The organism is Sinorhizobium americanum, assembly GCF_001651855.1.
GTDB lineage: Bacteria > Pseudomonadota > Alphaproteobacteria > Rhizobiales > Rhizobiaceae > Sinorhizobium > Sinorhizobium americanum.
The window spans coordinates 90430-116476 of sequence record NZ_LNQC01000049.1 but is presented as its reverse complement, the minus strand read 5'-3'; the positions used below and the strand labels follow the sequence as shown (position 1 = coordinate 116476).

27 protein-coding genes are annotated in these 26047 nt (G+C 61.9%); 18 read left to right on the top strand and 9 right to left on the bottom strand.

Features of this window, described 5'->3' with window-relative positions; translation table 11 throughout:
• Positions 1–13 precede the first annotated feature (13 nt).
• Together ATC00_RS11465 and ATC00_RS11460 are read right to left on the bottom strand one after the other, a co-directional pair.
• On the bottom strand, positions 14–334 hold the full coding sequence (locus ATC00_RS11465) for a 2Fe-2S iron-sulfur cluster-binding protein (protein ID WP_064252835.1): 321 nt from the start codon (positions 332–334) through the stop codon (positions 14–16).
• A gap of 42 nt (positions 335–376) precedes the next feature.
• Positions 377–1558, bottom strand: a complete 1182-nt coding sequence (locus tag ATC00_RS11460; protein ID WP_064252834.1) for a cytochrome P450 — start codon at positions 1556–1558, stop codon at positions 377–379.
• Between the two features lie 150 nt (positions 1559–1708).
• On the opposite strand from ATC00_RS11460, the gene ATC00_RS11455 reads away from it, so the two are divergent.
• The gene (locus tag ATC00_RS11455) at positions 1709–2644 is read left to right on the top strand and encodes a LysR family transcriptional regulator (protein ID WP_064252833.1); all 936 of its coding nucleotides are present in this window, start codon (positions 1709–1711) and stop codon (positions 2642–2644) included.
• A gap of 11 nt (positions 2645–2655) precedes the next feature.
• On the opposite strand, the gene ATC00_RS11450 is transcribed toward ATC00_RS11455, so the two are convergent.
• A complete protein-coding gene (locus tag ATC00_RS11450) occupies positions 2656–3378 on the bottom strand; it encodes an FCD domain-containing protein (protein WP_037382341.1) in 723 nt (240 codons plus the stop codon).
• Between the two features lie 397 nt (positions 3379–3775).
• Here ATC00_RS11450 and ATC00_RS11445 point away from each other — a divergent pair, with 397 nt between their 5' ends.
• The 6 genes from ATC00_RS11445 (at position 3776) to aac(6') (ending at position 11482) form a co-directional block, all read left to right on the top strand.
• Positions 3776–4744: a Bug family tripartite tricarboxylate transporter substrate binding protein gene (locus ATC00_RS11445; RefSeq protein WP_064252832.1), complete on the top strand. Its 969-nt coding sequence runs from the start codon at positions 3776–3778 to the stop codon at positions 4742–4744.
• 53 nt (positions 4745–4797) lie between these two features.
• A complete protein-coding gene (locus tag ATC00_RS11440) occupies positions 4798–5271 on the top strand; it encodes a tripartite tricarboxylate transporter TctB family protein (RefSeq protein ID WP_064253057.1) in 474 nt (157 codons plus the stop codon).
• Positions 5272–5281: 10 nt separating this feature from the next.
• Entirely contained in the window at positions 5282–6781 is a 1500-nt protein-coding gene (locus ATC00_RS11435) for a tripartite tricarboxylate transporter permease (RefSeq protein ID WP_064252831.1), read from the top strand.
• Positions 6782–6879: 98 nt separating this feature from the next.
• On the top strand, positions 6880–7764 hold the full coding sequence (locus tag ATC00_RS11430; protein ID WP_037382345.1) for a GntR family transcriptional regulator: 885 nt from the start codon (positions 6880–6882) through the stop codon (positions 7762–7764).
• A gap of 412 nt (positions 7765–8176) precedes the next feature.
• A complete protein-coding gene (gene acnA / locus ATC00_RS11425) occupies positions 8177–10819 on the top strand; it encodes an aconitate hydratase AcnA (RefSeq protein ID WP_064252830.1) in 2643 nt (880 codons plus the stop codon).
• Positions 10820–11029: 210 nt separating this feature from the next.
• On the top strand, positions 11030–11482 hold the full coding sequence (gene aac(6') / locus ATC00_RS11420) for an aminoglycoside 6'-N-acetyltransferase (RefSeq protein ID WP_064252829.1): 453 nt from the start codon (positions 11030–11032) through the stop codon (positions 11480–11482).
• A gap of 184 nt (positions 11483–11666) precedes the next feature.
• Here the strand turns inward: aac(6') and kdgD are convergent, their stop codons facing one another.
• Positions 11667–12572, bottom strand: a complete 906-nt coding sequence (kdgD, locus tag ATC00_RS11415; protein WP_064252828.1) for a 5-dehydro-4-deoxyglucarate dehydratase — start codon at positions 12570–12572, stop codon at positions 11667–11669.
• A gap of 323 nt (positions 12573–12895) precedes the next feature.
• Here kdgD and ATC00_RS11410 point away from each other — a divergent pair, with 323 nt between their 5' ends.
• Both ATC00_RS11410 and ATC00_RS11405 read left to right on the top strand, forming a co-directional pair.
• The gene (locus tag ATC00_RS11410) at positions 12896–15022 is read left to right on the top strand and encodes a hypothetical protein (RefSeq protein ID WP_064252827.1); all 2127 of its coding nucleotides are present in this window, start codon (positions 12896–12898) and stop codon (positions 15020–15022) included.
• A gap of 158 nt (positions 15023–15180) precedes the next feature.
• Positions 15181–15669, top strand: coding sequence for a MarR family winged helix-turn-helix transcriptional regulator (locus ATC00_RS11405; RefSeq protein WP_064252826.1), 489 nt, complete (start codon positions 15181–15183; stop codon positions 15667–15669).
• Positions 15670–16107: 438 nt separating this feature from the next.
• Here the strand turns inward: ATC00_RS11405 and ATC00_RS11400 are convergent, their stop codons facing one another.
• The gene (locus tag ATC00_RS11400) at positions 16108–16503 is read right to left on the bottom strand and encodes an Ohr family peroxiredoxin (RefSeq protein ID WP_037382351.1); all 396 of its coding nucleotides are present in this window, start codon (positions 16501–16503) and stop codon (positions 16108–16110) included.
• A gap of 293 nt (positions 16504–16796) precedes the next feature.
• On the opposite strand from ATC00_RS11400, the gene ATC00_RS30945 reads away from it, so the two are divergent.
• The 4 genes from ATC00_RS30945 (at position 16797) to ATC00_RS11385 (ending at position 19446) form a co-directional block, all read left to right on the top strand.
• Positions 16797–17153, top strand: a complete 357-nt coding sequence (locus ATC00_RS30945) for a hypothetical protein (RefSeq protein ID WP_072642965.1) — start codon at positions 16797–16799, stop codon at positions 17151–17153.
• Between the two features lie 131 nt (positions 17154–17284).
• Positions 17285–17602 carry a hypothetical protein gene (locus ATC00_RS11395; protein WP_037382352.1) on the top strand — a complete coding sequence of 106 codons (318 nt, stop codon included), beginning with the start codon at positions 17285–17287 and terminating at the stop codon, positions 17600–17602.
• Positions 17603–17786: 184 nt separating this feature from the next.
• Positions 17787–18863 carry a diguanylate cyclase domain-containing protein gene (locus tag ATC00_RS11390; protein ID WP_064252825.1) on the top strand — a complete coding sequence of 359 codons (1077 nt, stop codon included), beginning with the start codon at positions 17787–17789 and terminating at the stop codon, positions 18861–18863.
• A gap of 274 nt (positions 18864–19137) precedes the next feature.
• Positions 19138–19446, top strand: a complete 309-nt coding sequence (locus tag ATC00_RS11385) for a PilZ domain-containing protein (protein WP_064252824.1) — start codon at positions 19138–19140, stop codon at positions 19444–19446.
• Positions 19447–19622: 176 nt separating this feature from the next.
• Here ATC00_RS11385 and ATC00_RS11380 read toward each other — a convergent pair whose 3' ends face one another.
• The gene (locus ATC00_RS11380; RefSeq protein WP_234782279.1) at positions 19623–20279 is read right to left on the bottom strand and encodes a TetR/AcrR family transcriptional regulator; all 657 of its coding nucleotides are present in this window, start codon (positions 20277–20279) and stop codon (positions 19623–19625) included.
• A gap of 117 nt (positions 20280–20396) precedes the next feature.
• Here ATC00_RS11380 and ATC00_RS11375 point away from each other — a divergent pair, with 117 nt between their 5' ends.
• The 5 genes from ATC00_RS11375 to ATC00_RS11355 all read left to right on the top strand — a co-directional run bounded on the left by ATC00_RS11375 (position 20397) and on the right by ATC00_RS11355 (position 24917).
• Positions 20397–21620 carry an MFS transporter gene (locus ATC00_RS11375; RefSeq protein ID WP_064252823.1) on the top strand — a complete coding sequence of 408 codons (1224 nt, stop codon included), beginning with the start codon at positions 20397–20399 and terminating at the stop codon, positions 21618–21620.
• A 163-nt stretch (positions 21621–21783) separates the two neighbouring features.
• On the top strand, positions 21784–22218 hold the full coding sequence (locus ATC00_RS11370; protein ID WP_037382356.1) for an OsmC family protein: 435 nt from the start codon (positions 21784–21786) through the stop codon (positions 22216–22218).
• 333 nt (positions 22219–22551) lie between these two features.
• Positions 22552–24033 (top strand): trypsin-like peptidase domain-containing protein, encoded by a 1482-nt coding sequence (locus tag ATC00_RS11365; protein WP_064252822.1) that lies wholly within the window; start codon positions 22552–22554, stop codon positions 24031–24033.
• A 213-nt stretch (positions 24034–24246) separates the two neighbouring features.
• The gene (locus tag ATC00_RS11360; protein WP_037382358.1) at positions 24247–24501 is read left to right on the top strand and encodes a FitA-like ribbon-helix-helix domain-containing protein; all 255 of its coding nucleotides are present in this window, start codon (positions 24247–24249) and stop codon (positions 24499–24501) included.
• Positions 24498–24917, top strand: a complete 420-nt coding sequence (locus ATC00_RS11355) for a type II toxin-antitoxin system VapC family toxin (protein WP_064252821.1) — start codon at positions 24498–24500, stop codon at positions 24915–24917. The genes ATC00_RS11360 and ATC00_RS11355 overlap by 4 nt, the downstream gene beginning before the upstream one ends.
• A gap of 240 nt (positions 24918–25157) precedes the next feature.
• On the opposite strand, the gene ATC00_RS11350 is transcribed toward ATC00_RS11355, so the two are convergent.
• The 3 genes from ATC00_RS11350 to ATC00_RS11340 all read right to left on the bottom strand — a co-directional run bounded on the left by ATC00_RS11350 (position 25158) and on the right by ATC00_RS11340 (position 26019).
• The gene (locus ATC00_RS11350) at positions 25158–25418 is read right to left on the bottom strand and encodes a hypothetical protein (protein WP_037382360.1); all 261 of its coding nucleotides are present in this window, start codon (positions 25416–25418) and stop codon (positions 25158–25160) included.
• Between the two features lie 59 nt (positions 25419–25477).
• Positions 25478–25660, bottom strand: coding sequence for a hypothetical protein (locus ATC00_RS11345; RefSeq protein WP_037382362.1), 183 nt, complete (start codon positions 25658–25660; stop codon positions 25478–25480).
• Between the two features lie 107 nt (positions 25661–25767).
• Positions 25768–26019, bottom strand: a complete 252-nt coding sequence (locus tag ATC00_RS11340; RefSeq protein WP_064252820.1) for a type II toxin-antitoxin system ParD family antitoxin — start codon at positions 26017–26019, stop codon at positions 25768–25770.
• Between the last annotated feature and the right edge of the window lie 28 nt (positions 26020–26047).

Below are 26047 nucleotides of genomic sequence, written 5' to 3'. Positions count from 1 at the left end.
CCTCGCTTCTGGCCTACTGCACGGCCGGAATGTGCACAGTCATGCCGTCGAGCGCGTCGGCGACGCGGACCTGACAGCTCAGCCGGCTTTCCGGCCGGCGCGGCGAGGCGGTGAAGTCGAGCATGTCGCTCTCGTGCTCGCCGATCGGGCCGATCGCCGCAGCAAAGGCCGGATCGAAATAGCAATGGCAGGTGGCGCAGGCGGCCGATCCGTTGCACTCGGCGACGACGCCGGGAATGTTCTTCTCCAACGCGATCTCCATGACCGATCGGCCGATCTCGGCGGTTACGGCATGTTGCTTGCCTTCGGCGGTGATGAAGGTGATGGTCGGCATCGACGGTCCTCCTGTTGGATGAAAATGGTGGTGCCGGTTGGTTTAAAGGTCCCAGGCGACCGGCAGGGAAACTGGCCCGCGGAACACCCACCCGTGGATCCGTGCCGGTGCGTCGGGTCTGAGCCGCAGGTTCTTGAGGCGCGAAAAGAGCATCGGCACGACGATCCGGCCGACCAACTGGCGGGCGACCCAGGCGCCGGCGCAGAAATGCGGGCCGGCACCGAAGGCGAGATGCGGCTGCTTCGGGCGGAAGACGTCGAAGTTGTCGGGGTTTGCGAAACGCCGGTCGTCGCGATTGGCGGCGGCGACGCAAAGGCCGATCTGGTCGCCGGCGCGCAATTTTACGCCGGAGAGCTCGACATCGCGGGTGACGCGGCGCGGATACATGCCGATCGGCGAGATCCAGCGCACAGCCTCCTCGAAGGCGAGCGGCCAGAGATCCGGATTGGCCATGACCTCGGCCCGCTGGAGCGGGTTGGACAGAAGCCCGAGCGTTAGCGAAAGAATGGAATCGCGCGGCTCGTTGAGGCCGCCGCCGATGATCACCTTGATATTGGCGCGGATCTGCTCGAGGTTCATCGGGTGCTCGGCATTGACCATCGACGACAGCACCGCCGGATTGGGGTTCTCGCGATGCCAGGCGAGGACCGCATCGATCGCCGCATCGACGCCGGCGGCCGCTTCCGTCGCCCGAGCGGAAATCTCCGGGTCGCCGGAGTAGTTGCCGGCGCCATCCATCAGCGCCTGCGACCAGCGCGCCAGCGTCTGCCAGGAAACGTCCTTGAGGCCGAGGAGCTCGATGAGGGCAAGCGATGCCATGGGTGCTGCCAGCGCGTCGAACAGATCCGCCTCGCCGTCACTTTCGATCTGAGAGATCAGCCGGTCGCTGATCGCCTCGAATCGTGCCGCCCAGTGGTTCTTGATGGTGCCGGGCCGGAAGCTCACCTCAATCGCCCGGCGTTCCATGGCATGCGCTTCGCCGTCCTTGCGCATCATGGTGTGGCCCATCACCTTGTTGACGAGCGAGCCCGGATTGCTCGAGGCGAAGGTCTCGCAGTCGCGCTCGATCGTCATGATGTCGTCGAAACGCGTCACGAGCGCCAGCCGGGCGGCCTCCACATAGACGGCCGGAGCCATGTCGCGCAGGCGCTTGTAGATGGGATAGGGATCGCTCAGCAGATCCGAAAAGGCAATGTCCGACACCACGAGAACGGCGTGCGCCATCTTGTCCCTCCCTGACAATCCGTTGCACTCGATGGGAGGACGTTAGCGCGGAGCGAGATCACCCTACAATTCGATGACTTCGATTGAGGATATGTACCAATTGCATAACCTGCGTGCTGAACATATCCTTCACGAGGCGCGGAGGGACGAATGGGTCAGAAGCAGCAGCTGGACGGGATCGATCTCGGGAGCCTCAAGGTTCTCGTGCTGGTGTCGGATCTCGGCTCCTTCTCGGCGGCGGCGAACCGCCTCGACGTCAACCAGTCGACTGTCAGCTATACGGTGGAGCGGCTGAGGGCGGTGTTCCGCGACCCTTTGTTTCTCAGGCAGGGCAATCGTATGCTGCCGACGGAAAAGTGCTCGGAGCTGACCGAAACCGCCCGCCGCATGCTCGATCAGCTCGCCGCCTTCACGGCCGAGCAGGCCTTCGATCCGGTCTCGGCGACCGGATCGGTCACGGTGTCCTGCAACTTCCACGAACGGCAGATCGTCGTGCCGGAATTCTGCGCGCGCCTCAGGCGGGCGGCGCCGAATGTCCGTCTCGTGGTGCTCGAGTCCGCGGTGCACGGCAAGCGGCAGCTGAAGCGGAACGAATGCGACATCGTGCTCGGGCCGATCGAGATCTTCGGCGAGGCCTATTTCCGCACGCACCTCTTCACCGACCGTTATGTCTGCGTGATGGATCCGGAGAACCCTTTGACGCGGGCGCCGCTTGATCTCGGGGCCTATCGGTCGGCGCGGCACATCCAGGTGAATCACAATGGCGAATGGCAGGGGCTCTATATCGCGGCGCTGGAGGCAAAGGGTGTTCCGTTCGAGTCGAGCGTCGTCCTTCCGAGCCACGACAATCTCGAACGCATCATCGCCGGAAGCGATCTCATCGCGACGATTCCCGCCCGGCTTGCGCAGGCATTGGGCGACCGGTTGAGCGTGGCGGAATTTCCGCTCGAGGTGCCGATTCATATCGACATGTACTGGACGGCACGCACCGCGCAGTCCGGCCTGCATCGCTGGGCAAGACAGTTGCTCGCCGAGGTCGCCCGGTCGCGGCCGGACGGAGCTGGTTCCGCCGCGGCATCCCAATAATAGAGGTGAAGTTACTCGGCAGCGACGTCCGCCCCGGCTCTCGGGATCCCGCCGCTGAACAGGTGGCCGGCATGCTCCACGACATTCTCGGTGGTCTCGCGAATGTGCCGCTCGATCAGGTCGCTCGACCGTTTCGGGTCGCGGGCCAGGACCGCTTCCATGATCGTGCGGTGCTCGACGTCCTTCTCGCGCCATTTCGGCCGGAACTGCGAGGACATGCGCCGATATCGATGCGCCCGCTCGAAAAGCTTCTGGCGGATCTCCAAGAGATTTGGCGATCCGCAAGCGGAAACGAGGGCATAGTGGAATTCGCCGTGAACCTTGGACCAGTCCTCGGACAGGTAATATTCGTGACCGAGCCGGCTCTGCAGCCTGTCCATGCGGTGATAGGTGCCGATGATCTCGGCCTCCCAGCGGTCGTCGCCCTTTTCGATGGCAAGGCGAAGCGCCTCGCGCTCGATCAGAACCCGCACGTCGGTCAGGTCGATGAGATCGGCAAGCGAGAGGGGGGCTACGATGAAGCCGCGCTGGCCTTCGGCGATAACCAGGCCCTCGGCAACAAGGCGTGAAAGCGCCTCGCGCAGGGTCGAAAAACTGACCGCATACATGTCCTTGAGCGGTTCGAAGCGCAGCTTGGAGCCTGGCTTCAGCACGCAGGAGATTATGTCGAGGCGCATGCGCTGCAGCACGTCGCCGGCGCGCGTTTCTCCCGATGGTTTCCGGCCGTCGGTCATGTCTTAAGCAATCCTCTTCGAAGGTCGATACAGGCAGGAGATTCTAATAGGCTCACAAGATACCGATAATTTCGAAAAGATCAAACAGGCCTTTGCCAGTCGCGCGGTGCGCCTCCCTCTTCATCGGCCGGTAATGCGCAAAACACGGCCCCGAAACAGAGGATTTGCGGTGACGGTGCGGCGATCTCGATAATTTCGAAAATGAACCAGCGGATACGGGATCGCAGCTGGCCGTCAGGCCGCCACTCACCAGGTCACATTTACAAAGGACGTGGCTGATACATTCCCCTGGGCAGCGTGGGCTACTTCACTATTGCATTTTATAATTATTTAATGCAGATTGCCCGACAACGGCCAGGAGGCTTGCCGTTCGTTTTCCATTGGGAGGAGCAATCGCATGCGACAATTTCTGAAAACTGCCCTTTGCCTGGCTGTCTTGGCCGGCACTGCCGTTTATCCTGCCGTCTCGGCGGCCAGTGACCTCGAATTGACCATCACGGCGCCGGCCGGCGCGGGCGGCGGCTGGGATTCGGCGGCGCGCTCGCTGCAGGAGGCGATGATGGCGACGGGCGAGGCCAAGAGCGTTCAGGTCGTCAACGTGCCCGGTGCCGGTGGCACCGTGGGTCTCGCCCAGTTCGTCGGCAGCGCCAAGGGTGCGGCCGATCAGTTGCTTGTCGCCGGCATCACCCTCGTCGGTGCGAGCATCTCCAACAATTCGCCGGTCGACCTCACCCAGGTCACGCCGCTGGCCCGCCTGACGGGTGATCCCCTCGTCGTCGTTGTGCCGAAGGACTCGCCGATCAAGTCGATCGACGATCTGCTCGCGACGATCAAGAAGGACGTGGCGACCACCATCTGGGTGGGTGGATCGGCCGGCGGTGCCGACCATATCCTGGCGGCGCTGATCACCAAGTCGGCCGGTGCCGATCCGAGCAAGATCAACTATGTCGCCTATTCCGGCGGCGGCGAGGCGCTGGCCGCCATGCTCGGCGGCCAAGCGACCGCCGGCGTCTCCGGCTACGGCGAATGGGAAGGGCAGATCAAGTCGGGCGACCTCAGGGCGCTCGCCATCTCCTATCCGGAGCCGATTGACGGCATCGAAGCCAAGCCGCTCAAGGCGCAGGGGCTCGACATCGAGCTCGTCAACTGGCGCGGCATCTTCGCTCCTCCCGGCGTCGAAGGCGAGGATCTCGAGACGCTCCAAGCGGCCGTCGACAACACCGTCAAGTCGCAACAGTGGAAGGACATCGTCAAGGCGCGCGGCTGGACCGACTACTATGCTCCGTCCGACGAGTTCAAGGGCTTCATCGCCTCCGAAACCGAACGGGTCCGGGCGATCCTGACGTCGATCGGCCTTGCCCAGTAATGACCGGCATGGGGGAGGCGATCGCCTCCCCCGACTGCGCGATTGAGGAACTTATGACCGAGAGAAGCTTGAAACCGGCAAACCGCCCGGCGGTGGTTGTTGCCATGGTGCTGTTCACCGTGGCGGCGGTGACCTACTGGGATGCGAGCCGGATGACCGCCCGCGCCACCTATGGCATGGGCGCCAATGCCGCCTCCTATTTCATCTGTCTCTTCCTGGTCGTGCTCAGCGTCGGGCATTTGTTCGCCGCTTTCCAGACCTCCGCCGACAAGGCTGAAGACGCCGACTGGAAGGCGATCGGCTGGATCGCAGTCGCCCTGTCGGGGCTGATCGGCTCGATCTGGCTCGGCGCCGGCTTCGTCCTCGGGTCGGCCTTGCTGTTCGCCTTCACCGCTCGCGCCTTCGGCCGCAAGTCGCTGGTCGTCGACGGGGTGATCGGCCTCGTCATGGGCGTTATCATCTTTCTCGTGTTCAACAAGCTCCTGAGCCTCGCCTTGCCGCAGGGCCCGTTCGAGCGGCTGCTCTAGGGGCCGGGTCATGGACGCAATCAATCTGCTCATCGAGGGTTTCTCGCTGGCGGTCCAGCCGGCCAACCTGATATTCGCGGCGATCGGCGTGTTCATCGGAACGGCCGTCGGCGTGCTCCCGGGCATTGGTCCTGCGCTCACCGTCGCGCTACTGCTGCCGGTGACCTTCAAGCTCGATCCGGGCGGTTCGATCATCATGTTCGCCGGCATCTATTACGGCGGCATGTATGGCGGCTCGACCACCGCCATCCTGTTGAACACGCCGGGCGAAAGTGCCGCCGTCGTCACCGCGCTCGAGGGAAACAAGATGGCCCGCTCCGGGCGCGGCGGTCCGGCGCTCGCGACGGCGGCGATCGGTTCCTTCGTGGCCGCCCTGGTCGCTACCTTTGCCTTGGCGTTCCTGGCGCCGCCGCTCGTCAAGGTCGCGGTCAAGTTCGCCCCTTGGGACTATTTCGGCCTGATGCTGATCGCCTTCGTCACCGTCTCAGCGACGTTCGGCTCGTCGCCGCTCCGCGGACTCACCAGCCTCGCCTTCGGCCTGTGGCTCGGCCTGATGGGGCTCGACCAACTGACCGGGCAAGCCCGCCTGACCTTCGGCGTGGCGCAACTGCTCGACGGCGTCGAGGTGACGACGCTCGCGGTGGGACTGTTTGCGATCGGCGAAGCCCTTCATGTGGCCTCGCGCCACCTCTACAAGCCGGAAAAGCCCATTCCCGTCAAAGGTTCGATCTGGATGACCAGGGAAGACTGGGGACGCTCCTGGAAGGCCTGGCTGCGCGGCACGGTGATCGGCTTTCCGATCGGTGCCCTGCCGGCCGGCGGCGCCGAAATCCCGACCTTCCTGAGCTACACGATGGAGAAGAAGCTGAGCCGCAAGCCCGAGGAATTCGGTTCGGGTGCGATCGAGGGGGTGGCCGGTCCTGAGGCGGCGAACAACGCTTCGGCCGCCGGCACGCTGGTGCCGCTGCTGACCCTCGGCCTGCCGACTTCGGCGACCGCCGCCGTCATGCTGGCGGGTTTCCAGCAGTACAATATCCAGCCGGGGCCGTTGCTCTTCACCCAGCATGCCGATCTCGTCTGGGGCCTCGTCGCCAGCCTATTCATCGCCAATGTGATGCTCTTGGTGCTGAATCTGCCGCTCGTCGGCCTGTGGGTGAAGCTCCTGCGCATTCCGCTCCCTTGGCTCTATGGCGGCATCCTGGTCTTTGCCTCGATGGGAACGATCGCCGCCAATCCGTCGGTCGTCGAACTGCTGCTGCTCAGCGCCTTCGGCGTGATCGGCTTCCTGATGCGGCGCTACGATTATCCTGTGGCACCGGCCGTGGTCGGATTGATCCTCGGCCCCCTGGCGGACAACGCCCTCAGGCGCTCGCTGCAGATGAGCCTCGGCGACCCGATGATCTTCCTGCAGCATCCGAGTTCGGCCATCATGATCGCGGTCGCCACCATCGCGCTGATCGCCCCCTTCGTCTTCAAGGGATTGTCGCGCTTCCAGCAGGACGAGGATTGACGCCTGGACAGAAAAACGCCTTTTGCAAACGCGATGGCGAATGCATAAATCGAACGTTGAGCGCGCTCGCTTCCGAACCCGAAACCATACGACGACCCATGGCAAGACAAAGCGTATCCCCGCAGATCACGGCAAGCATCCTGGAATTCGTGAAGACGAACGAGATGCGCGCCGGCGAGCATCTGCCCTGTCAAATGCTCGCCGACGCGTTCCGCGTCTCGCGCGCGCCGGTCAATGCCGCCCTGAAGAAGCTCGAGACGATGGGGGTCGTGCGGGCGGAACCGAACCGCGGCTATTTCCTGACCATGGACGCGGCCAAGGTCGAGACGGAAACGCCCGCAGGCGAGCCGCAGCGCGAGGAGGAGGACCCGCTCTATTTCCGCATCGCCGAGGACCGTCTTGCCGGCAAGCTTGAGGAGCGCGTCAGCGAGAACGAGCTGATGCGCCTCTATGACGTCGCCCGCAGCCGCCTGTTGAAGTCGCTCCACCGGATCGCCGAAGAGGGCTGGATCGAACGTCTGCCCGGCAATGGCTGGGCCTTCCGCGAGACGCTGACGTCGCGCAGGAGTTACGAGGAGGGCTACGTCTTCCGCGCGGTCATCGAGCAGCAGGCGATGCTCCTGCCGACGTTCCGCCCGAACGAGGAAGAATTCAGGAAGGCGCGCGCCGTGCAGACCGCCTTGGGAGAGGGCGGCTACGAGACGTGGTCGCGCGCCGAGATCTTCAAAGCGAACAACGAGTTTCACGAAATGCTCGTTGCCTGCTCGCAGAACGACTTCTTCCTCGACGCGATCAAGCGCATCAACCGGCTGCGCCGTCTGATCGAGTATCACATCACCATCGACCGAAGCCGGCTGCCCCGGCAGACCAGCGAGCACCTGCATATTCTCGACCTCGTCGAGGCGGGGCGCCGAACGGAAGCGGCGGCTTTTCTCTACACCCACATCATGGGTGCGAGCCGAATCAAGACGCCGCGGGTGTAGGACCGCAGGGACCCGGTAGGTCCTTTATTTTCTCGAAGGCTTATCTGGCCGCGGTTCCCGGATCGGCCTCTACTTAGCCTCTATTTGAGTGACGCTGCGTTGGCGTTCAACACCCGGCGTTGGCCTATTGGCGTTTGGCCTTGCCGATTAGCCCAACCCGAAGAACGCCAATATGGCGAGCACGACCACAACCAGTCCAACCAGGTAGATTATCTGATTCATCGCTCACTCCTTTCATGAGCAATCAAACGGACTTCTTCGCGGGTATGTTCCGACCGGTCATCGGCGGCGCCCGCGAAAGGAGGTGCGCGCATCTTTCCTGACGAGATCGATATTGCATTTTATAATTACAATATGTAATTTGTACGCTCGCGCCTTAAGGGCCGCTCATTCTCGAAACGGGAGGCTATCAATGCCGGAGACAAAGCTGGCACATCTCGGCGTCAACGGCGTTGATTATGCGATAGTGGATCTTCCCGCGGAAGCAGGCGAGGCGCTGAAGTGCCTTCCCTACGTTCATCGCATCCTGCTTGAAAACGTGCTGCGTACTGGCGGCCAGGATGTGGCGAGGGCGAAGGAGGCGGTCCTGGCCTGGCTCCATACCGGAACGAGCGAGCAGGAAATCCCCTTTCTCCCCAACCGCGTTCTCATGCACGACACGACCTGTGGTCCGGCACTGGTCGACATTGCCGGCATGCGCTCGGCGATGGCGGAGGCCGGCGGCGATCCCGCTCTTCTCAATCCCGTCGTGCCGGTGGACGTCTCGACGGACCATTCTGTGGGTGTCGATTTCTTCGGGCAGGCGGGTTCGCTCGAAAGGAACATGGCGCGCGAGTTCGAGCGCAACGCCGAGCGCTATCGCTTCATGAAATGGGCGACGAACACGCTGAGCGGCTTTACCGTGCACCCGCCCGGTACCGGGATCATGCATACGCTCAATCTCGAAAGGCTCGCGACCGTCGCGACGAGCAAGCTCGTCGACGGCGTTCTTTGGGCGATGCCCGATACGCTGATCGGCACCGACAGCCACACGCCGATGATCAACGGCATCGGCGTCCTTGCCTGGGGCGTTGGCGGGCTCGAGGCGGAGAGCGTGTTCTTCGGCATGCCGGTGACGCTCCGGGTCCCGGACGTCGTCGGGGTGAAACTCACCGGAGCGTTGCAGAGCGGCGTGCTGGCGACCGATCTGGCGCTCACCGTCACCGAAATGCTGCGCAAAATCGACCTGCAGGACCGCTATGTCGAATTCTTCGGCCCCGGTGTCTCGACGTTGACTGCCGGAGACCGGGCCGTCGTTGCCAATATGACGCCGGAATTTGGCGGCAACAGCGGTTACTTCCCGATCGATCAGCAGACGCTCAAATACCTCGAGATGACGGGACGCTCGCGCGACCAGGTCGCCTTCGTCAAGGCCTATGCGAAGCGTACCGGTCTGTGGTTCGATCCGCATACAGACCCGCGCTACACGGCCACCGTGGAACTCGATCTCTCCACGGTCGAGGTGAGCGTTGCCGGACCGACGCGGCCGCAGGACCGCATCGCCGCCGGGGCCACCCTCCGGGCGATCGCGCCAATGCTCGCGGAACGCGACGCGGGGGAGAAGACGGACAGACCACAGGACGGCGCGGTGGCGATTGCAGCGATCACCAGCTGTACGAACACCTCCGATCCGCGGCTCGTCGTCGCGGCCGGACTTCTTGCGCGCAAGGCGAGGAGTTTCGGGCTGAAGCCGCCCCATTGGGTGAAGACCTCGCTCGCACCCGGCTCGCCGACGGCGGAGCGTTATCTCAGGCGCGCCGGTCTGCTCAAAGACCTGGAGGCCGTCGGCTTCGGCATCGTTGGCTATGGCTGCACCACCTGCATCGGCAATTCCGGTCCGCTGACGGCACCGATTGCCGCTGCTATTGAAGAACGCGGCATCGTGCCGGTCGCGGTGCTGTCGGGAAATCGCAACTTTCCGGGCCGGGTTCATCCGCAGCTCGAAGCCGGCTTCCTGGCCTCGCCGCCGCTGGTCGTCGCCTTTGCGCTCGCCGGTACGGTGAAGCTCGATGTCCTGACCGATCCGATCGGGACGACCGCCGACGGCAGAAAGGTCACCCTCTCCATGCTTTGGCCGACCGGCGCCGAGATCGACGAAGTCCTGGCGCAGGCATCGAGCGCGCGCGACTTCAAGCCGGCCTATGACGAGGCGGAGGCAAGCCTGGTCTGGGGCAAGCTCGATTGCCCGATTACGACGCTCTTCCCGTGGGACGAAGCCTCCACCTATATCCGCAGGCCCCCCTTCGCCGGTTTCGGCGACGGCACCGTGCTCGGCCGCTACGAGGCGCATCCGCTCCTTGTGCTTGGCGACGACATCACCACCGACCACATCTCGCCGGCGGGCGCCATCCCCGCGAGCGGCACGGCCGGCCGATATCTCGTCGAGCGCGGCGAGAATCCGGCGGACCTCAATGTCTTCGCCTCGCGGCGCGGCAATTGGGAGGTGATGGTGCGCGGGCTGTTCACCAACAAGACGGTGCGCAACATGCTCGGCGACGTTCCGCCGGGCTCGACCATTCACGCGGGGTCGGGCGAGGTCCTGCCGCTCCTGGACGCGGCACGCCGCTATCGCGCCGACGGCCAGTCGGTCGTCGTCGTTGCCGGTGAGCGTTACGGCATGGGCTCGTCGCGCGACTGGGCAGCGAAAGGCGTGTCGCTGCTCGGGGTCCGCGCCGTGCTCGCCTTGAGCTTCGAACGCATTCACCGCTCCAACCTGATCGGCATGGGCATTCTGCCGTTGCGATTGCCGGCTAAGTTCGGGCCCGACCGGCTGAAGCTGCAGCCGGGAGACATCGTCCTTGTCTCGGCGGATCCGGCGGCGATTTCTCCGCGTTGCCCGGTGCCGGTGACGATCCTGAGGAAAGACGGCAGCAGTTTTTCCTTCGAGGCAGGCGCGGCGGTGGAGACCAATGTCGAAATCCGCACGCTCAAAGCCGGCGGTCTTCTGCCCTTCATCCTCGATGAAGTGCTGAGGTCTGGCGGCAAGCCAAGGTCCGCGGAAACTTCCCTTCCATGAGGTTTGCCACCCTTCTCCTGTGTCGAGCGGCGAAGGGTGGGTCACGCCCCAGCCCCTAACCGAAATGTGGAATCCAAGCAGATGCTGGTGCCGAATCCCCTTGTGGCCTGGTTGTTTGGGCGGTCTATCTTGCTGGAAGTCTCTTCGTGAAGCAGTCTGCGCACTCACCTACTGTCGCTTTGAGGTTTTTGCGACAAGAGGGACCGTGATATGGAACCGTTTATTGAGATTGGGACTATAAAAGACGTTGAGCCATGGGCGCAGCTTCGCGCTGCGCTGTGGCCGCATCACTCTATTGAAGATCATCGAGCTGAGTTGGGCCGGGCATTTCTTTCAGAAAGTGGAGAAGCCGTCGCGTTCATCGCTCGAAATGCTGCAAATGAAGCTGTCGCGTTTGCTGAGGCCACTTTGCGACATGATTATGTGAATGGATGCAGCAGCTCGCCCGTTCTATTCCTCGAAGGGATTTATGTTCGGCCCGTCGACAGGCGAAAGGGTATTGCGCGATTGCTTTGCAAGGCGGTCGCCGATTGGGGGAAGTCGCTTGGGTGCGTTGAGTTTGGCTCTGATGCGCTGCTTGAGAATTCAGCCAGCCATGCGCTCCACACCGCTTTAGGATTTGAGGAGACGCAGCGCGTCGTATTCTTCCGAAAGCCACTGTAGGCCGGCGCTGCCGTTCCACGAGGATGGCTTGTCGCGAAACTCACGCGCAAAAGTTGGAGTTTCGCGACAGATACGTGCTACAGAAAGTATTCACATTTTAGTTAGCTAGGGGACTGGGGTCACACCGGTCGGCTTCGGGCTGGTGCATTGCCGGACTCATGTTCCCGTTTGAGGACCTCGGCTCCTATGCCGCGGTCCTTTCGATCATCGTCCAGAGCAGTTCCTTTTCCTTCGGCTTCAGGTCGGTCAGCGGCGGACGCACGGGGCCCGGTGTCCGACCGATCAGTTCGACGCCCGCCTTGATGATCGAGACTGGATAGCCCTGCTCGCGGTCGCGCAAAGCCGCGAAGGGGAAGAAGAATGCGTGCAGGATCTCTTCCATCGTCGCGCGGTCACCGGCCCGCATCGCCTTGTAGAAGCGCTGCGCCAGCTTGGGCACGAAGTTGAAAACGGCCGACGAGTAGGTCGTCACCCCGACGCCGTTGAAGCCTTCGGCAAAGAGCTCGTGCGTCGGCATGCCACCGATGTAGCAGAGCCGATGGCCGAGCTTGGCAGTGACGTGGCGGACGAGATCGACCTTGCCGGTGCCGTCCTTGAAGCCGATCAGATTGGGGCAGGCTTCTGCCAGGCGGGCGACCGTTTCGGTATTGGCGATCGAGTTCGCACGGTTGTAGATGATCACCCCGAGGCCGGTGGAGTCGCAGACGGTTTTCACATGCCGGTAGATACCCTCCTGCGGTGCTTCCATGAGATAGTGCGGCAGAAGCAGAAGGGCGTCGGCACCCGCCGCTTCGGCCCGGCGGGCCGTCTCCCTGGCAAGCGCCGTGCCGTAGCCGCAGCCGGCAATGATCGGCACGTTCCCCGAGGCTTCCTTCGCCGCGCGTGTCACATCGCCGACCTCTTCCGGCGAGAGGGAAAAGAATTCGCCAGTGCCGCCGGCGGCGAAGAGGGCTGCCGCGCCGAAGCCGGCAAGCCACTCGACATGGCCGCGATAGCTTTCGAGATTGAGGCTGAGGTCTTCATGGAAGTGGGTGACGGGAAACGACAATAGCCCCGAAGCGATGCGAGACTTGATCTCATCTGGCGACAAAGGACCTTCTCCATGAATTGATATGATGTCACCGCCAGTCATATGATGACCGCACAGAGGAGTCAATCGCCGAACTTGCCGGCGTCCCTCGCAGCAACGTCCGTACATGACGGCGCAGGATAGTGTCGAACCCGGGAGCGGCGGCCCTTCAAATCGGTCGCTGAAGGGACCTATTATCAAAGTCATAATATGTATTCCTGGTCGCGAAATGCTGCAGCCGATAGAAGAAACCGGTGAATAGAACTACCGCAAAACTTGCGAGGCCATCGCCGGCTGTCTACTCAGCGCAGTCGATCAGTTTGCGCGCGAAAGGACGAAGGACCGTGGAGCAGGCAGGGAAGGAAAGCGGCAAGGGCGGCCGCAGGGCGCTTTGGGCGGCGGTTGCGATTGTCGCGATCGTTGCGGCGAGTGCAATCGGCGGCAAGATCGTGCTCGAAAGGAAAGTCAACGAACTGGTCGCCGCGCGCGGCGGCACGGCGGCCTCCGTCGATGTGGATCTCCTGGGACGCATGCATCTGCGCGACGTGACGCTGCCGCTCACCAACCGCGTGAATATCCGTGTCACGGCGATCGACGGACGACCCAAGATTTTCTTCCTGGGCGGGATGCTCGAGGTAAGCGGCCTCAGCGTCGAGTCGTCAACGGGCAAGATCTCCGTGCCGCACGCAAGCGTCAAGGACGCCAATCTCGATCCTGGAGTGCTGGCCGAACTCGTCAGCAGGAAAAGCAGTGCGTCACTGTCCAAGCGTATCGAAGGCCTGGCAGTAAAACACGTGTCGGCGCCCGAGGTCACCGTCAGCCAGGCGATTGCCGGCAGCGAGCAGAAGACGGTATACAGGAACGTGGCCCTCGCCGACATCGCAAATGGCCGCGTCGCGCGCTACTCCGCCGACGGCGCCAGCTTCGAATTCGCCATGGAGATCCCCGACGGTCTCGGAGATACGAAGCAGGAGCGCATGACCGGTTCGATCGGTGCAATGGCGGGACAGGATTTCGACGCGGCCTACATGGCGCGCCTCTATACGGAAAAGGCCGGGCCGCAGGACAAGGAGGCGAAGCCGCTCTACGGTCCCCTTTCGGTCAAGGCCATCGCCTTCTCGAACAGCCAGACGCGTTTCGCCTATGACGAAATGCGCAGCAACGGGTTCAGCATGCGCATGCCGGCCGAGCCGCTTTTCGAATTGCTGGAGAAGTTGTCATCGGTCTCAAACCCCGAAGAGCTTGCTCCGGAGGAGCGGCGAGCCTTCTTCGCCCGGCTCCTGTCGCTGGCCGACGTGGTCGGCAAGGGCGACATGGAGATGCTTGGACTGAAGATCGACGTGCCGGACAAGAACGCCGAAACCGAGGGCGAGAGGATCAAGCTTGCAATCGATCGCATGGCAGTCCGGCTCGACGGCCGGACGTTCGATGCGGCGCTTAACGGCCTGTCGATGGGCGAGGGCGGCGACTACGTCAAGTTCTCCGAAGCGAGCATTACCGGCTTTTCGTGGGATTCGACGCTCAAGGCGCTGCAGGAGATGGCTGCGCTCGACGAGCAACAGCTCGAAACCTTCCCCTTCACCACGCTGTTGCCGGAGTTCGGCACATTTCGCGTCGCAGGAATTGACGTCGACCTGCCTAACCCCGAGACGGGCACGGACAACGCCGGTGCGGAAGGCTACGCCGAAACCGATGACCCGGACGCGCTTGCCGAAGAGGGCCTCGTGCCTGATACGGAGCAGGCCGACGGGGCGGATCAGCAGACGAATGAGCCTGCCGCCGCCGTTCTCGAACGCATCCGCTTCACGCTGAAGAATTATGAGCTAGCGCTCACCAAGCCCTATAACGGCATTCCGACCAATGTCCGCGTCAGCTACGAGGATCTGAGCGTGCCGCTCCCGGCGGACGCGCAGGACGAGGCCTTAGCGGAACTCCGCAAATTGGGTTTCGAAGAACTGGTCCTCTCCTCGAACATACAAGCGGCCTGGGATGAGCCCAATCAGGCGCTGGTGATCGAAGACATTTCGGTCAGCGGCAAGGATGTGGGCAGCCTCTCCCTTTCCGGCTTGATGGGGGGCTTCACCAAGGATTTCTTCTCCGGCGACCCGGCCATGACTCAGGTGGCGCTTTTCGGCCTGACGGCGCGGAATGTTAAACTCAAGCTCAAGGATTGGGGCGGCATGGCCAAAGGTCTCAAGTTCTATGCCGGGCAAAACGGCATGACCGAGGACCAGGCGCGCGGCATGTTCACGATGATGGCAGCAGCGATGTTACAGCAGTTCGCTGTCGACCAGCCGAAGCTCAAGGGCGCCGTTGACGCGGCGTCGCGGTTCATCGCCAAGCCAGGAACCTTCAGCCTGACGGTGAGGTCGAAGGCCGAAAACGGCATCGGCGCATTTGATCTCGTTGCGGCTTCAAAGAACCCGTTGCTTCTTCTCGACAAGATCGAGCTCGAGGCGACCGCACAATAAGCCTCTTCTCCGGGCCTTGTGCAGCCGCGCAAGGCCTGGAGATCATGCACTCGCCGTTCCCGTTGAAACGGGCCGCTTCTGTAGTGCCAACTCGATGAACTTGCGATTTAATCGCATCCGCTTTATAAGCTGCAGCTGGAACTGCATTGGATTTGCCCATGACCACGTCCCGAAAGGCCTCGAAGGCCCCGTCCGTGTCGCAAGGCAGCGAAGGACGGAAGCTTTCGAATTTTCTGTGCTTCGCGATCTACTCGGCAAACCTCGCCTTCGGCCGGGCCTATAAGCCGATTCTCGACGAGCTCGGCCTGACCTACACCCAGTACATCGCCCTGGTCGCCCTTTCCGAAGAGGACGATCAGACCGTCGGGGAACTCGGCGAGAAGATGTTCCTCGAATCCAACACGCTGACGCCCATCCTTAAGAGGCTCGAGCAGATCGGCTTCATCAACCGCCGCCGCGACCCCGCGGACGAGCGGCAGGTTCGGGTGAGGCTGACCCCCGCCGGCCGCACCCTGCTCGAGTCCGATCCGGCCGCATCGCTGGCCGACGCGACCGGGCTCGGCGACGATTTTGAGGAAGTCCAGCAGAACGTGACGAGGCTGCGCGACAATCTGTTGCGTAGCACTGCCGGAGCGGAGAAACCGTAGGGGTAGGCGGCCCGGCGGAGGCGCGGCGGCGTCTGCCAGTCGCCGGCCGCCGCTCAAAGTGCGCAGGCGCGTCTCTAAAATCGCAGCGACAGCACCTCGATCTCTTCGCGGTAGCGCTAGGACGCCGGAGCCTGCTCGCTCGCCTCCATCATCTAGGCGCCTTGGCACTGACGGGCAGCAAGCCGGTGCGCAATGTGAGATCACGGGGCTCGTAGATGGTCGGTTCGAGCACGTGCGAAAACTCGATATAGGCGGTTCGGGACTGTGGGTGGCTCGTGAGCACTTCTTGTTCTCCCGGTTGCCGCGTTCCCGCAGCCTGCGCAGCCTGGGGAAGGTGGTCGGGTCGCCCTCACTCTTGGAAACCCTAAAGTTCCGGACGGAAAACGTTGCACATGTTGTTGCGGAACTCGGTTCGTAGGCAGACCCGACCGAGCCGGTTCAGACGAGGTTGACCTCGACGTCGATGTTGCCGCGCGTCGCCTTGGAGTAGGGGCAGATGTCGTGCGCCGCATCGACGAGTTCGCGCGCGAGTTCGCGATCGACGCCGGGCACGCTGACATTCAGACGCGCCCGCAGGAAGTAGGAGCCGTCGTCGACGTTCAGGTCGATCTCGGCATCGATCTCCGCGTCGGCGGGTAGCTTGATCTTTCGCTGCGCGGCGGCGACCCCGACTGCTGCGATGAAGCAGGCCGACCAGGCGGCGCCGAAGAGATTTTCCGCGGCTGGGTGCGGCTGCGGCAGCCTCAGGTCGAGCTGACCGTCGCTGCTGCGGGTGCCGCCATTGCGGCCGCCAGTATTATGAGTCTTGCCGGTGAAAAGAAGCTTCTCGGTCATGGTGAAATCCTTTCTGGTAAGTTAATAGGCGCATCCGATTTAAGCGGATGCGAGCGAAATAGCCCAAGCGAACGGCAAAGTCAAGCGCATCCGATTTAATCGCGACACCTTAATGCGAAAGTCGCATGAATGGACGCGCGGCGAGCCGCTTGGGCTTGGAGGGCCGTGCTCGGAGCTGCGTGGCTGCCCAAAAGTCCCGATGAATGGTAAATTAGAAGTCGCTGATGGATGTTTATGCTTGCCAGGTCGTCTTGTCTGGCGGTGACAGCAGCTTCGTCGAAGGGGCGGCGTCGATGACTTCCACATCGTTATCAGTGCCGGTCATCGCCATTGTGCTTTTATCGATGGTCCTTGTCGTGCCGAGCGACGCCCACCAGGCCGGCAGCGGTTGGACCTATCCTCCGGCCTGTTGCAAGGGCAAGGATCTCGGAGGAGACTGCGACGCAATACCGGCCGCCGGTGTACGCAAGGGCACACGCGGATTCTCCGTGACGCTCCGACCTGGGGACCACCCCCTCGCCACGAGAAACCACTGGTTCTTCATCCCCTATGGAAATGAGATCCCGTCAGGAGACGGCGATTATCACATCTGTCTTCATCCGACCGAAGACAACGTAAACTGCTTCTTCGCGCCACCAGACACTATTTGACGAGGTCCTGCACCAGCTGCATCGAAGAACGAAAGGTCCGCGAGCCGGCCGACCTGGTTGAAATTAAACCAGCGTTCAACTTTCGGCGTTATTGGTGCCTGTATTGTTGATTTCCATCCGAGTTGATTTTGATGAGCGAATTTCAGAACAAAGCTGTTCGGCTGATGGCCGGCCACGGAGAAGACTCCCTGAGTGATCTTATAGAGCGCCAGAGGAAACTCCTGTTTACGTCCTTCGAACTTTACCGTGCCCTCGGCGGGTCGTTTGATCAGCTCGAGGCGATCCTCATGCGCGATGAGCCGGAAACGCCTCGGCGTATCGATTTGGTTATCGGCGATCTGATGGGCGAACTGGCGGCCATCGGTTACATCTATGACCTGGACATCATGCAGGCCGCTCATAACACGCTCGACAGGAGACGAGAGGGGGTTTCTTTCACCGATTCTTAACTCGGCTAATTTTACTCTGAGTTGTCTGATCGGGTGTGCTAGCGCCAAATACAACCGCATGAACGCGGGGTCGGACACGATAATTCCTACCGCCGCAAATTCTATGCGAGGTCCTGACCTCTCGCCTACCTATTCGACGTCGTCACGCGCGCAATCGCCTGCGACGTTTCTTGAAAGGCGCTGCATGATGGCAATTGTGAATTCTTCCAAACAGCTTGCGCTACAGAACCGCAAGGAACTTTTCTATAATGTATTTGCGACCCTGAACCGGCTGGAGATCGACGCCTCTCCGGTCAACTACGAACTCATGTACGAGATCGTCAGCGGCAACAATCCGGAACTTCGCGAGAAATTTTCGCGGTTGAGCAAGCCGATCTGCGAAGAGGAGCTCGATGCGCTGGCGCGTGTCTATCTACCGCATCACTTTGGCAAATCGATTCATGACCAGTCGGCAAATCGCCTGCAGAGCGAATTGACGACGCTGAAGGAGTCGTTGATGTCGGGTCAAAACTCGCTGTCCAACTACACCAGCATGCTTGGCCAGGCGACGGGCAAGATATCCTCCGCCGACCCGCGCGACATGAATACGATCCAGTCGCAGCTTCAGGCGATCCGCCAGATGACGGAAGTTCAGCACTCGGCGAGCACGCAGATCCTTGAGCGTGTATCGGACCAGATGTCGGCCGTCGCGGCGATCGTCAGTGACGTGGAGGCTTTCGAGCGGACAAAGTTCACGCACCTCCTTACCAATCTTGCCAACCGGCGCGGCTTCAACAAGAAGCTGGCGGAGCTCTATGGCGGCGAAACCTACCCCGACGGCGTGTCACTTCTTCTCTGCAATCTGCTGGCCCTCGACGCGTTCGAAGCCAAGGAACTCATCAAGGTCAAGGAAGCCATCCTGGAACGCCTCGGCTTCGCCGTGACGCGGGCCGTCCAGGCCACCGATTTTTCTGCCTGGCTGGAACGGCCACAAATCGGCATCCTCGTCTGGACGACGGCGGAGGCGGAGATCCAGAAGATGGCGGACCAACTTCGAAAAAGCTGCCTTGCGGCCTTTGACAGCCGCCAGGGGAAGATGCCTGCCATCATTGCGCGGTTCGGCTGCAGCACCACCTATGACGGCGGCACGGCCTCGGAACTGGTGGGGCAGGCGGAAAAGGCGCTGCAGACCGCCACAGAGACGGCATGCGACAAGGTTGTGTTCTTCTCTGCGGGTGGCGCCGGTGGCGCCCGCAAGGATTGGATGCTCTATCGCCGCTGACCGGTGCGGAGCGCGCAGCTTCAAGGCAGCGCCTCATCGATGCGTCAGTGGCGCGGCCACGTCTCTTGCAAAAGCGGCAAGGGCAAAAGCATTGTTGAGAGTAGGGCGAGAAGATAGAGCTGGGAGTAGGCGTGAACAGAAGTATATCACGCTCTATCGTGGTCTATTTCGTGATGTCGCTGTGCTCAAGTATAGAATACGATGACGCATTATAAGTTAATTCACGATTTTCAGTTACTGCTATAAAGAGTCAAAATAACGTCGCGAGGAAGCTATGCCTTACAAGGACAGTGTTCAGCGTGTTTCTGCGAGAACGCAGACCCAGATAACCGGAAACGTCAGCTGCAAGACCGGATCGAGCAACGGGGTCGTCAAGGATCTTTCTGAAGAGGGTATCTGCTTTCAGCTCTTTTTCGACATCGGCGCGCGCACCGGACAGGAGGTCACGATCCGCAGCCAAGAGCTGGGCCTCTTGAGCGGCATTGTCCGGTGGAACAGGGGCGACCGTATCGGAATCAAGCTCAAGCTCTCATCCAACACGGCCGCCCAGATCGCCTCGTACTACAAGTTCTTCCAGAGCTGATCGCCTGCAGCGCCGCGTCTCAGCAGAGGCGCAAAGGTCGCTGTAGCACTGTGAGCTGCTGCATGCTTTTGTCCTTGCATCGCTACCGATCCAAGGACACATGCGGTGGGCCCGTGCTTCCGGATCGACGTTTCACCAGTTGCGCCGATCTGCAAAGGGACCTGTCTTGCTACGGGCTATGGGGTTTCGTGCTCCTGTTGCGCGGACTGCTCTCGACCGCCCATAACGTCAACCGGTCCCCTCGAATTGTCGACGCGCAATCCTTCAAGCAGCGCCCGGAAGCCGTCTACGGCTCTTTGCGAAGTTTCCTCGGGTTTGTCGGAATTGGCGATCCACAGGGCAGCGTGGCTGCTGGCGCCATTGATCAGGCGTGCCGCCACCTCCTCGTCGATGTCGACGATGGCGCCCTCTGTCCTGAGTTGGCGCAGGCTCTCGCTGAGAGCAGCGATGCAGCCGTTGTTGCTCGGCCATTGCGATATGTCTCCGAGGACCGCCGGTCCGTCGCGGAACATGATGCGCTGGATTTCCGGCTCGAGCGCCATCTGGATATAGGCGACACACTCCTCCACAAACCCCTCCCAGCGGCTCGGCGCGGCGGCCGAAACGCGGTTGAGCCGGGCGGTCATCTCCGCATCGATCTCCTCGATCACGGCCTGCAGTAGGCCCTTCTTGTCGCCGAAATGGTGGTAGAGCGCGCCTCTCGTCAGCCCCGCCCCGGCGGTGAAATCGTCCATCGAAGCCTCGGCATATCCGACCGTTCCGAAGGCCTGCCGCGCGGCCGCAATCAGCTTCGCCCGTGTTTCGGCAATCATGTCGTGCCGCTGTCTGCGCATGCGCTCTCCTAATTTACATACGACGCGTATTTTATTTGACATACGGCGCGTATGCAACTAACTAGGACATACGCCGCGTATGTAAGTGGTGAACCGGGTCCTTACAAGGAACGTCTCATGTCCAATCCTTACGCAGAGATTTTCAGAGCGCCGGGAGCCAAAGGCTTTTCTGCCGCCGGCTTTCTCGCCCGCCTGCCGATCGCCATGGCTCCGATCGGTATCGTCGCAATGTTGTCGCAGACGCATGGGGAATACTGGTTGGCGGGCGCGGTGTCGGCGACCTTCGCGCTGACCAATGCGCTGATTTCTCCCCATGTTTCCCGGATGGTGGATCGCCTCGGGCAAACGGCCGTCGTCGTCCCGACCACCACGGTTTCGGTCTTTGCCTTTTTCGCGCTCATTGCGGCGGCCAATCAGAATTGGCCCGACTGGACGCTCTTCGTCACGGCCTTCCTGGCTGCCGCCATGCCCAGCATGCCGGCATTGCTGCGCGCCCGTTGGACCGAGATATTCCGCGACCGGCCCGAACTCAACACCGCTTTTGCCTTTGAATCATCGGCTGACGAGCTGGTCTATATCGCGGGGGCCTCGCTCTCGGTGGGCTTGGGGGTCGCACTCTTCCCGGAGGCCGGCATGCTCGCGAGCACGATTTTCCTCGCTCTCGGAACGCTGGCATTCATCGTGCAGCGCTCGACCGAGCCGCGGCTGCGCCATACGGATGTCGAAGTGTCGCAAGGCTCGGCGATCCGCCTGCGTGCCGTCCAGATCATCACGCTCGCCCTTGTATTCGTGGGCTCCACCTTCGCGACCGCCGAAGTCAGTGCCGTTGCAATCACCAAGGAACTCGGCCAGCCGAACGCGGCAACCATCGTCATCGGCGTCTATGCAATAGGCTCCTTTGTGCTTGGCCTCATCCTCGGCGCCTTCAACCCGACGATGCCTTTGCATCGGCAAATGTTCATCGCCGTGAGTGCGCTTGCCATCACGTCCTGGCCGCTGCTGATGGCCGCCACCGTACCGCTTCTGGCACTCACTGTCTTTGTCAGCGGCATCGCCATCTCGCCGACCTTCATCACGGCCTTCGGCCTGATCGAGCGCCGTGTGCCCGCCTCGATGCTGACGGAAGGCGTCACGTGGGTGACGACCGGCATCGGCATCGGTATGGCGCTCGGTGCCTTCGTCGCAGGCTGGGTCGTCGACAGTTTCGGGGCTGAGAACGGCTTCTGGGTGTCCGTTGTCGCAAGCGCGGCGACCGTGGCGATCATCGGTCTGGGCCAGCGGAGCCTCGCCGGAACCACGGCGGAATGCCCCGTGGACCCGCTTGCCCAACCAGCCGAATAGCGGAGGTGGAGGGCGTACGCACGCCATATCGAAAGGGCCGCGTCGTCGGATTGGCGAATTTGGTAGGAACATGCCGCGCTCCCCTCCGCGCGGCATGTTCTTGCGCGACCATTCAGGTTATCAACGTCGGACAAAGAGCGACATATTGCGACAGGAGGCGATCATGAAGGCGCGTATCAAATGGGTCGAAGGGAGGACCTTCGTCGGCCAGTCCGGTAGCGGTCACAATGTCGTGCTCGGCACGGCTTTCGGGCCGGAAGGGAGCACTCCCGGGCCGAGCCCGATGGAACTGGTGCTGATCGGCACCGGCGGTTGCTCGGCCTTCGACGTCGTCCATATCCTCGAAAAGGGCCGCCAGCCGGTCGAAGATTGTATCGTCGAGCTCAGCGCCGAGCGTGCGGACCAGGATCCGCGCGTGTTTACCCGCATTCACATGCATTTCGTGGTCAAGGGGCGGGGGCTTGCAGAGAGCAAGGTCGAACGCGCCATTGCACTGTCGATCGAGAAATACTGCTCGGCATCGGCGATGCTCGCCAGGACAGCCACGATCACTCACGACTTCGAGGTCGTCGATACCTCTGTCGCTTCGCCGGACTGATCTGCAGGCCGGTGGGCGGGGTCCGAGCGCCGCAGCCCGGACCCGGAGACCTTAAGTCCGTTTCCAAAAATCGCCGGTGATATTCTTCAAGAAATTCTGCTCATCTGAGCTACGAAATGACGGCTGCCGGTCGCATGCAGATGAACGTAAATTCATGAACGAAATTTAATCTGAAGAATGAGGCGAATATCACATTTTGACTTTTGTCGTGGCGTTATCTGGTCATGACGACGCGGTGGTTTCGACCAGAAGACCAGAATTTGTTCTGGAAAACTGATGTCAATCCACCGTCGCCAGGTAATAAACCTCCGAGTTCAAAGAAGGAGACATGCCATGGCCAGTTCTTCAGCCCAAAAAGGCTCGCGTGCGGGCCGCCTGACCGCCGTCCTAGCAGCCCTGTCCTCCGTTTCCGCACTCAGCCTTGCAGCTCTCGTCGCGGAACCTGTCGCCATGCACGCAACGAATGGTGCGGGCTCGACCGTGCGGGCGGCGCCGAATGCCGTACAGCCGCCATCGGCGGCGGAGCCCGGCGACTTTGCCGACATCGTCGCCCGGGTGAAGCCGGCGGTCATCTCGGTGCGCGTCGAGATTGATGCTGCGCAGCAACAGGCCGCAGCCCAGGATGACGGCGGCGCTCCCGATCCCGATGACGGGCAGGGTCCGCTTGTGGGCGAGGGTTCAGGCTTCTTCATCTCCGCCGACGGCTATGCCGTGACCAACAATCACGTCGTCGATCATGCCCATTCGCTCGAGGTGATGACCAGCGACGGCCGGAGCTACGAGGCGACAGTCGTCGGTACCGACCCGAAGACCGACCTCGCCCTGATCAAGGTCGACGGCCGGGATTTCCCGCATGTGCGCTTTGCCGATCAGCGGCCGCGCGTCGGCAATTGGGTGATCGCGATCGGCAATCCCTATGGCCTCGGCGGCACGGTAACGGCGGGAATCGTTTCGGCCGAAGGCCGCGACATCGGCGCCGGTCCCTATGACGATTTCATCCAGATCGATGCGCCGATCAATCGCGGCAATTCGGGCGGGCCGGCCTTCGACGTCAACGGCGATGTGATCGGCGTCAACACGGCGATCTTCTCGCCCTCCGGCGGTTCGGTCGGCATCGGCTTCGACATTCCGGCCGACACGGCAAAAGCCGTTATCGCCGAGTTGAAGGCCAAGGGCCATGTGACGCGCGGCTGGCTCGGCATCAAGGAACAGCAGGTCACTCCCGACATCGCCGAGGGCCTAGGACTGAAAGAAGCCAAGGGCGCGCTCGTCGACGAGGCGGATCCGGCCGGCCCGGCCGGCAAAGCCGGTATGCGATCCGGCGATCTCATTACCGCGGTCGACGGAGCGACGATCGATGATCCGCGTGAACTGGCCCAGAAGGTCGGCGCGAAGGCTCCAGGCACCTCCGTCACGGTGAGCATCGTCCGCAATGGCGCGCCAATGGAGATCACCTTGGATCTGGCAACGATGCCGGAAGAGCGAGCGGCCCCGATCGAGGCTGCAAGCGACGGCGGCGCTGCTCCTAGCGGCGGGCAAGACTTCGGGCTGCTGCTTGCGCCGGCAAGCAAGGTGGCCGGCGCCGCCGAAAAAGGCATGGTCGTCGTCGCCATCGATCCGAAGGGAGCGGCGGCGCAACATGGGCTTGAGGCGGGCGACATCATTCTCGACGTCGGCGGCAAGGCGGTTTCGAACGCCAGAGACTTCCGCCGCGATCTCGTGTCGCTTCGAAAAGAAGGCAAATTGGCCGCGCTGCTCCGCATCCAGTCGAGCGGTGCGACGCGGTTCGTCGCCCTGCCGCTCGGCCATGCATGACGAGGCAGATGGCAGAGGCTTTGTCGGATAAGATCGGAGTGTGAGACGAACGCCGATCGTCTCACATTGCTCGCGTTGGCGCTATTGGCTGAGGCATGAGCCTTCCCGCCACTGCTTTTCCACGGTTTGATTGCGAAGTCCAATTAGTAGACTTGCGGCATGACTGCGCACTAGCCATATTGCTGTCATTGAAAGCGGGTTCGGGGTTTGACTATGGCCATCTTGACAGTTCGGAATGTACCCGAGGAAGTGCATCGCGCTTTGCGCGTGCGGGCGGCGACGCACGGTCGCAGCACCGAGGCGGAAGTCCGCGATATTCTGGAAAGTGTGGTGAAGCCCGCGCAGCGCGTTCGCATGGGGGATGCCTTGGCCGAACTCGGCCGGCGACTGGGCCTGACGAACGACGATTTCGTCGTGTTTGAGCAGGTACGTGACAAGACGCCGGCAGAGCCAGTGAGGTTTGAATGATCGTCTTGGATACGAATGTCGTCTCCGAAGCGATGAAACCATCTCCCGATCCGGCCGTGCGCTCCTGGTTGAACGAACAGGTCGCTGAAAGCTTGTACCTGTCCAGTGTGACAATGGCCGAACTGCTATTTGGGGTCGGTGCGTTGCCCGATGGTCGGCGCAAGAAGGCTCTGACCGAAACGCTTCACGGCGTCGTCGAACTGTTTGGTGATCGTGTATTGCCGTTCGACATCGGAGCTGCCCGGCATTACGCAGAACTGGCCGTGAGAGCGCGAGCGGCGGGGAAGGGATTTCCTACGCCCGCCGGATATATTGCCGCCATTGCCGCCTCGCGTGGATTCCTCGTCGCGACGCGCGATGTCAGTCCCTTCGAAGCGGCGGGACTTCCCGTCGTGAATCCATGGGCCTATCAATGAAAGCCTCCCACGGGTTTCGCGTTTTACGCGAGGATGAACGGTCACCGCCAGCGTCTAAGCTCGCTCCGTGATGGACCGAGGCTTCTCGTAGATACTTCAATCGAGCCATTCGCTCACCTGCTTTCAATTAAAGCGTTGAGCCCCGGCCTATTTGAAGCGAACAGTGTCTGTCGCTGAGCTGAACCTCGGGAAATGCGGCTTGATGCGTTCGAGCCGAGCTTCGCTGAGCCAATCGTGAGGCTAGCTTATCAAGGTGCCCCAGCGGGGATCCCATTGAACGTCCTCGACCAGTTCCACATAGATCGGCGCCTCACCCTCGCTATGGGCCCTCGCAAGCCGGAAGGCGGCTTCCGGTTCCATTTCCTCGCCGGGGAAGATGACGTCGTCCTCCGACGGGTCGACGGCCTGCCGTACATACCCCCGGATGTCGTCGCCGTAGCGGTAGAGCTTGACGATGATTGCGCCCGGCACCGGCCTCTCGGGCAACCGTTGGATCAGCATGTGCATCTCTCCTCTCAGGGAGGCATCGATATGACTCCCAACCGAATCGGAGGCATGAGCTAAGCCATTCCGGCCGGATCGCCGATCGGCAGAAGCGCCGGATCGGTCGGGTCTTTGGTGTCCTCCGGCTTCTTGATCGGCGGATCGGGGGACTTCTCAAAGCCGCGATCCGGTCGGCCGGGGATTCCTTGCGGCTCTCTCGGTGTTTCGGCAGGTGCGGGAATAGGATCTTGCTTCGGCATGGCGGTCTCCTTTCGAAGAGACAACGACCATGGGAGATGATGGTTCCTGACCGGTGCTTTCGTCGAAAGAAACGGGAAACCGTTGGCCGCAACAAGGCGAAATCCCATTACTTGGGGTCGCGCCGCATTTCCCGCGCTACGTCCGCCGAGAAAAGCTCGTCCTTTGAGCGGTTTCCATCGCCGCTTTTCAGCCCGTCATCGACAAAGCGCTGCATGATGGCAATCTTGTCATTGCGCTCTTGATCCCTGCGGATGAGATCCCGCACATAGGCACTGGCTTTCGCATAGCGGCCTGTCCGCGTTTGTGCTTCCACCCAGTCCTTCAGAGGATCGGGCAAAGATACGTTCATCGTGGCCATGTCAGCCTCCATACTTCGGCCAGGATGA

Coding starts and splice junctions, on each gene's coding strand:
- ATC00_RS11395 (WP_037382352.1), top strand. CDS start 17,285: ATGAGCGAATTTCAGAACAAAGCTGTTCGGCTGATGGCCGGCCACGGA.
- ATC00_RS11360 (WP_037382358.1), top strand. CDS start 24,247: ATGGCCATCTTGACAGTTCGGAATGTACCCGAGGAAGTGCATCGCGCT.
- ATC00_RS11465 (WP_064252835.1), bottom strand. CDS start 334: ATGCCGACCATCACCTTCATCACCGCCGAAGGCAAGCAACATGCCGTA.
- ATC00_RS11400 (WP_037382351.1), bottom strand. CDS start 16,503: ATGACCGAGAAGCTTCTTTTCACCGGCAAGACTCATAATACTGGCGGC.
- ATC00_RS11435 (WP_064252831.1), top strand. CDS start 5,282: ATGGACGCAATCAATCTGCTCATCGAGGGTTTCTCGCTGGCGGTCCAG.
- acnA (WP_064252830.1), top strand. CDS start 8,177: ATGCCGGAGACAAAGCTGGCACATCTCGGCGTCAACGGCGTTGATTAT.
- ATC00_RS11440 (WP_064253057.1), top strand. CDS start 4,798: ATGACCGAGAGAAGCTTGAAACCGGCAAACCGCCCGGCGGTGGTTGTT.
- ATC00_RS11385 (WP_064252824.1), top strand. CDS start 19,138: ATGCCTTACAAGGACAGTGTTCAGCGTGTTTCTGCGAGAACGCAGACC.
- ATC00_RS11430 (WP_037382345.1), top strand. CDS start 6,880: ATGGCAAGACAAAGCGTATCCCCGCAGATCACGGCAAGCATCCTGGAA.
- ATC00_RS11340 (WP_064252820.1), bottom strand. CDS start 26,019: ATGGCCACGATGAACGTATCTTTGCCCGATCCTCTGAAGGACTGGGTG.
- ATC00_RS11390 (WP_064252825.1), top strand. CDS start 17,787: ATGATGGCAATTGTGAATTCTTCCAAACAGCTTGCGCTACAGAACCGC.
- ATC00_RS11345 (WP_037382362.1), bottom strand. CDS start 25,660: ATGCCGAAGCAAGATCCTATTCCCGCACCTGCCGAAACACCGAGAGAG.
- ATC00_RS11450 (WP_037382341.1), bottom strand. CDS start 3,378: ATGACCGACGGCCGGAAACCATCGGGAGAAACGCGCGCCGGCGACGTG.
- ATC00_RS11350 (WP_037382360.1), bottom strand. CDS start 25,418: ATGCTGATCCAACGGTTGCCCGAGAGGCCGGTGCCGGGCGCAATCATC.
- ATC00_RS11370 (WP_037382356.1), top strand. CDS start 21,784: ATGAAGGCGCGTATCAAATGGGTCGAAGGGAGGACCTTCGTCGGCCAG.
- ATC00_RS11365 (WP_064252822.1), top strand. CDS start 22,552: ATGGCCAGTTCTTCAGCCCAAAAAGGCTCGCGTGCGGGCCGCCTGACC.
- ATC00_RS11445 (WP_064252832.1), top strand. CDS start 3,776: ATGCGACAATTTCTGAAAACTGCCCTTTGCCTGGCTGTCTTGGCCGGC.
- ATC00_RS11460 (WP_064252834.1), bottom strand. CDS start 1,558: ATGGCGCACGCCGTTCTCGTGGTGTCGGACATTGCCTTTTCGGATCTG.
- ATC00_RS11405 (WP_064252826.1), top strand. CDS start 15,181: ATGACCACGTCCCGAAAGGCCTCGAAGGCCCCGTCCGTGTCGCAAGGC.
- ATC00_RS11375 (WP_064252823.1), top strand. CDS start 20,397: ATGTCCAATCCTTACGCAGAGATTTTCAGAGCGCCGGGAGCCAAAGGC.
- ATC00_RS30945 (WP_072642965.1), top strand. CDS start 16,797: ATGACTTCCACATCGTTATCAGTGCCGGTCATCGCCATTGTGCTTTTA.
- ATC00_RS11455 (WP_064252833.1), top strand. CDS start 1,709: ATGGGTCAGAAGCAGCAGCTGGACGGGATCGATCTCGGGAGCCTCAAG.
- ATC00_RS11355 (WP_064252821.1), top strand. CDS start 24,498: ATGATCGTCTTGGATACGAATGTCGTCTCCGAAGCGATGAAACCATCT.
- ATC00_RS11380 (WP_234782279.1), bottom strand. CDS start 20,279: ATGCGCAGACAGCGGCACGACATGATTGCCGAAACACGGGCGAAGCTG.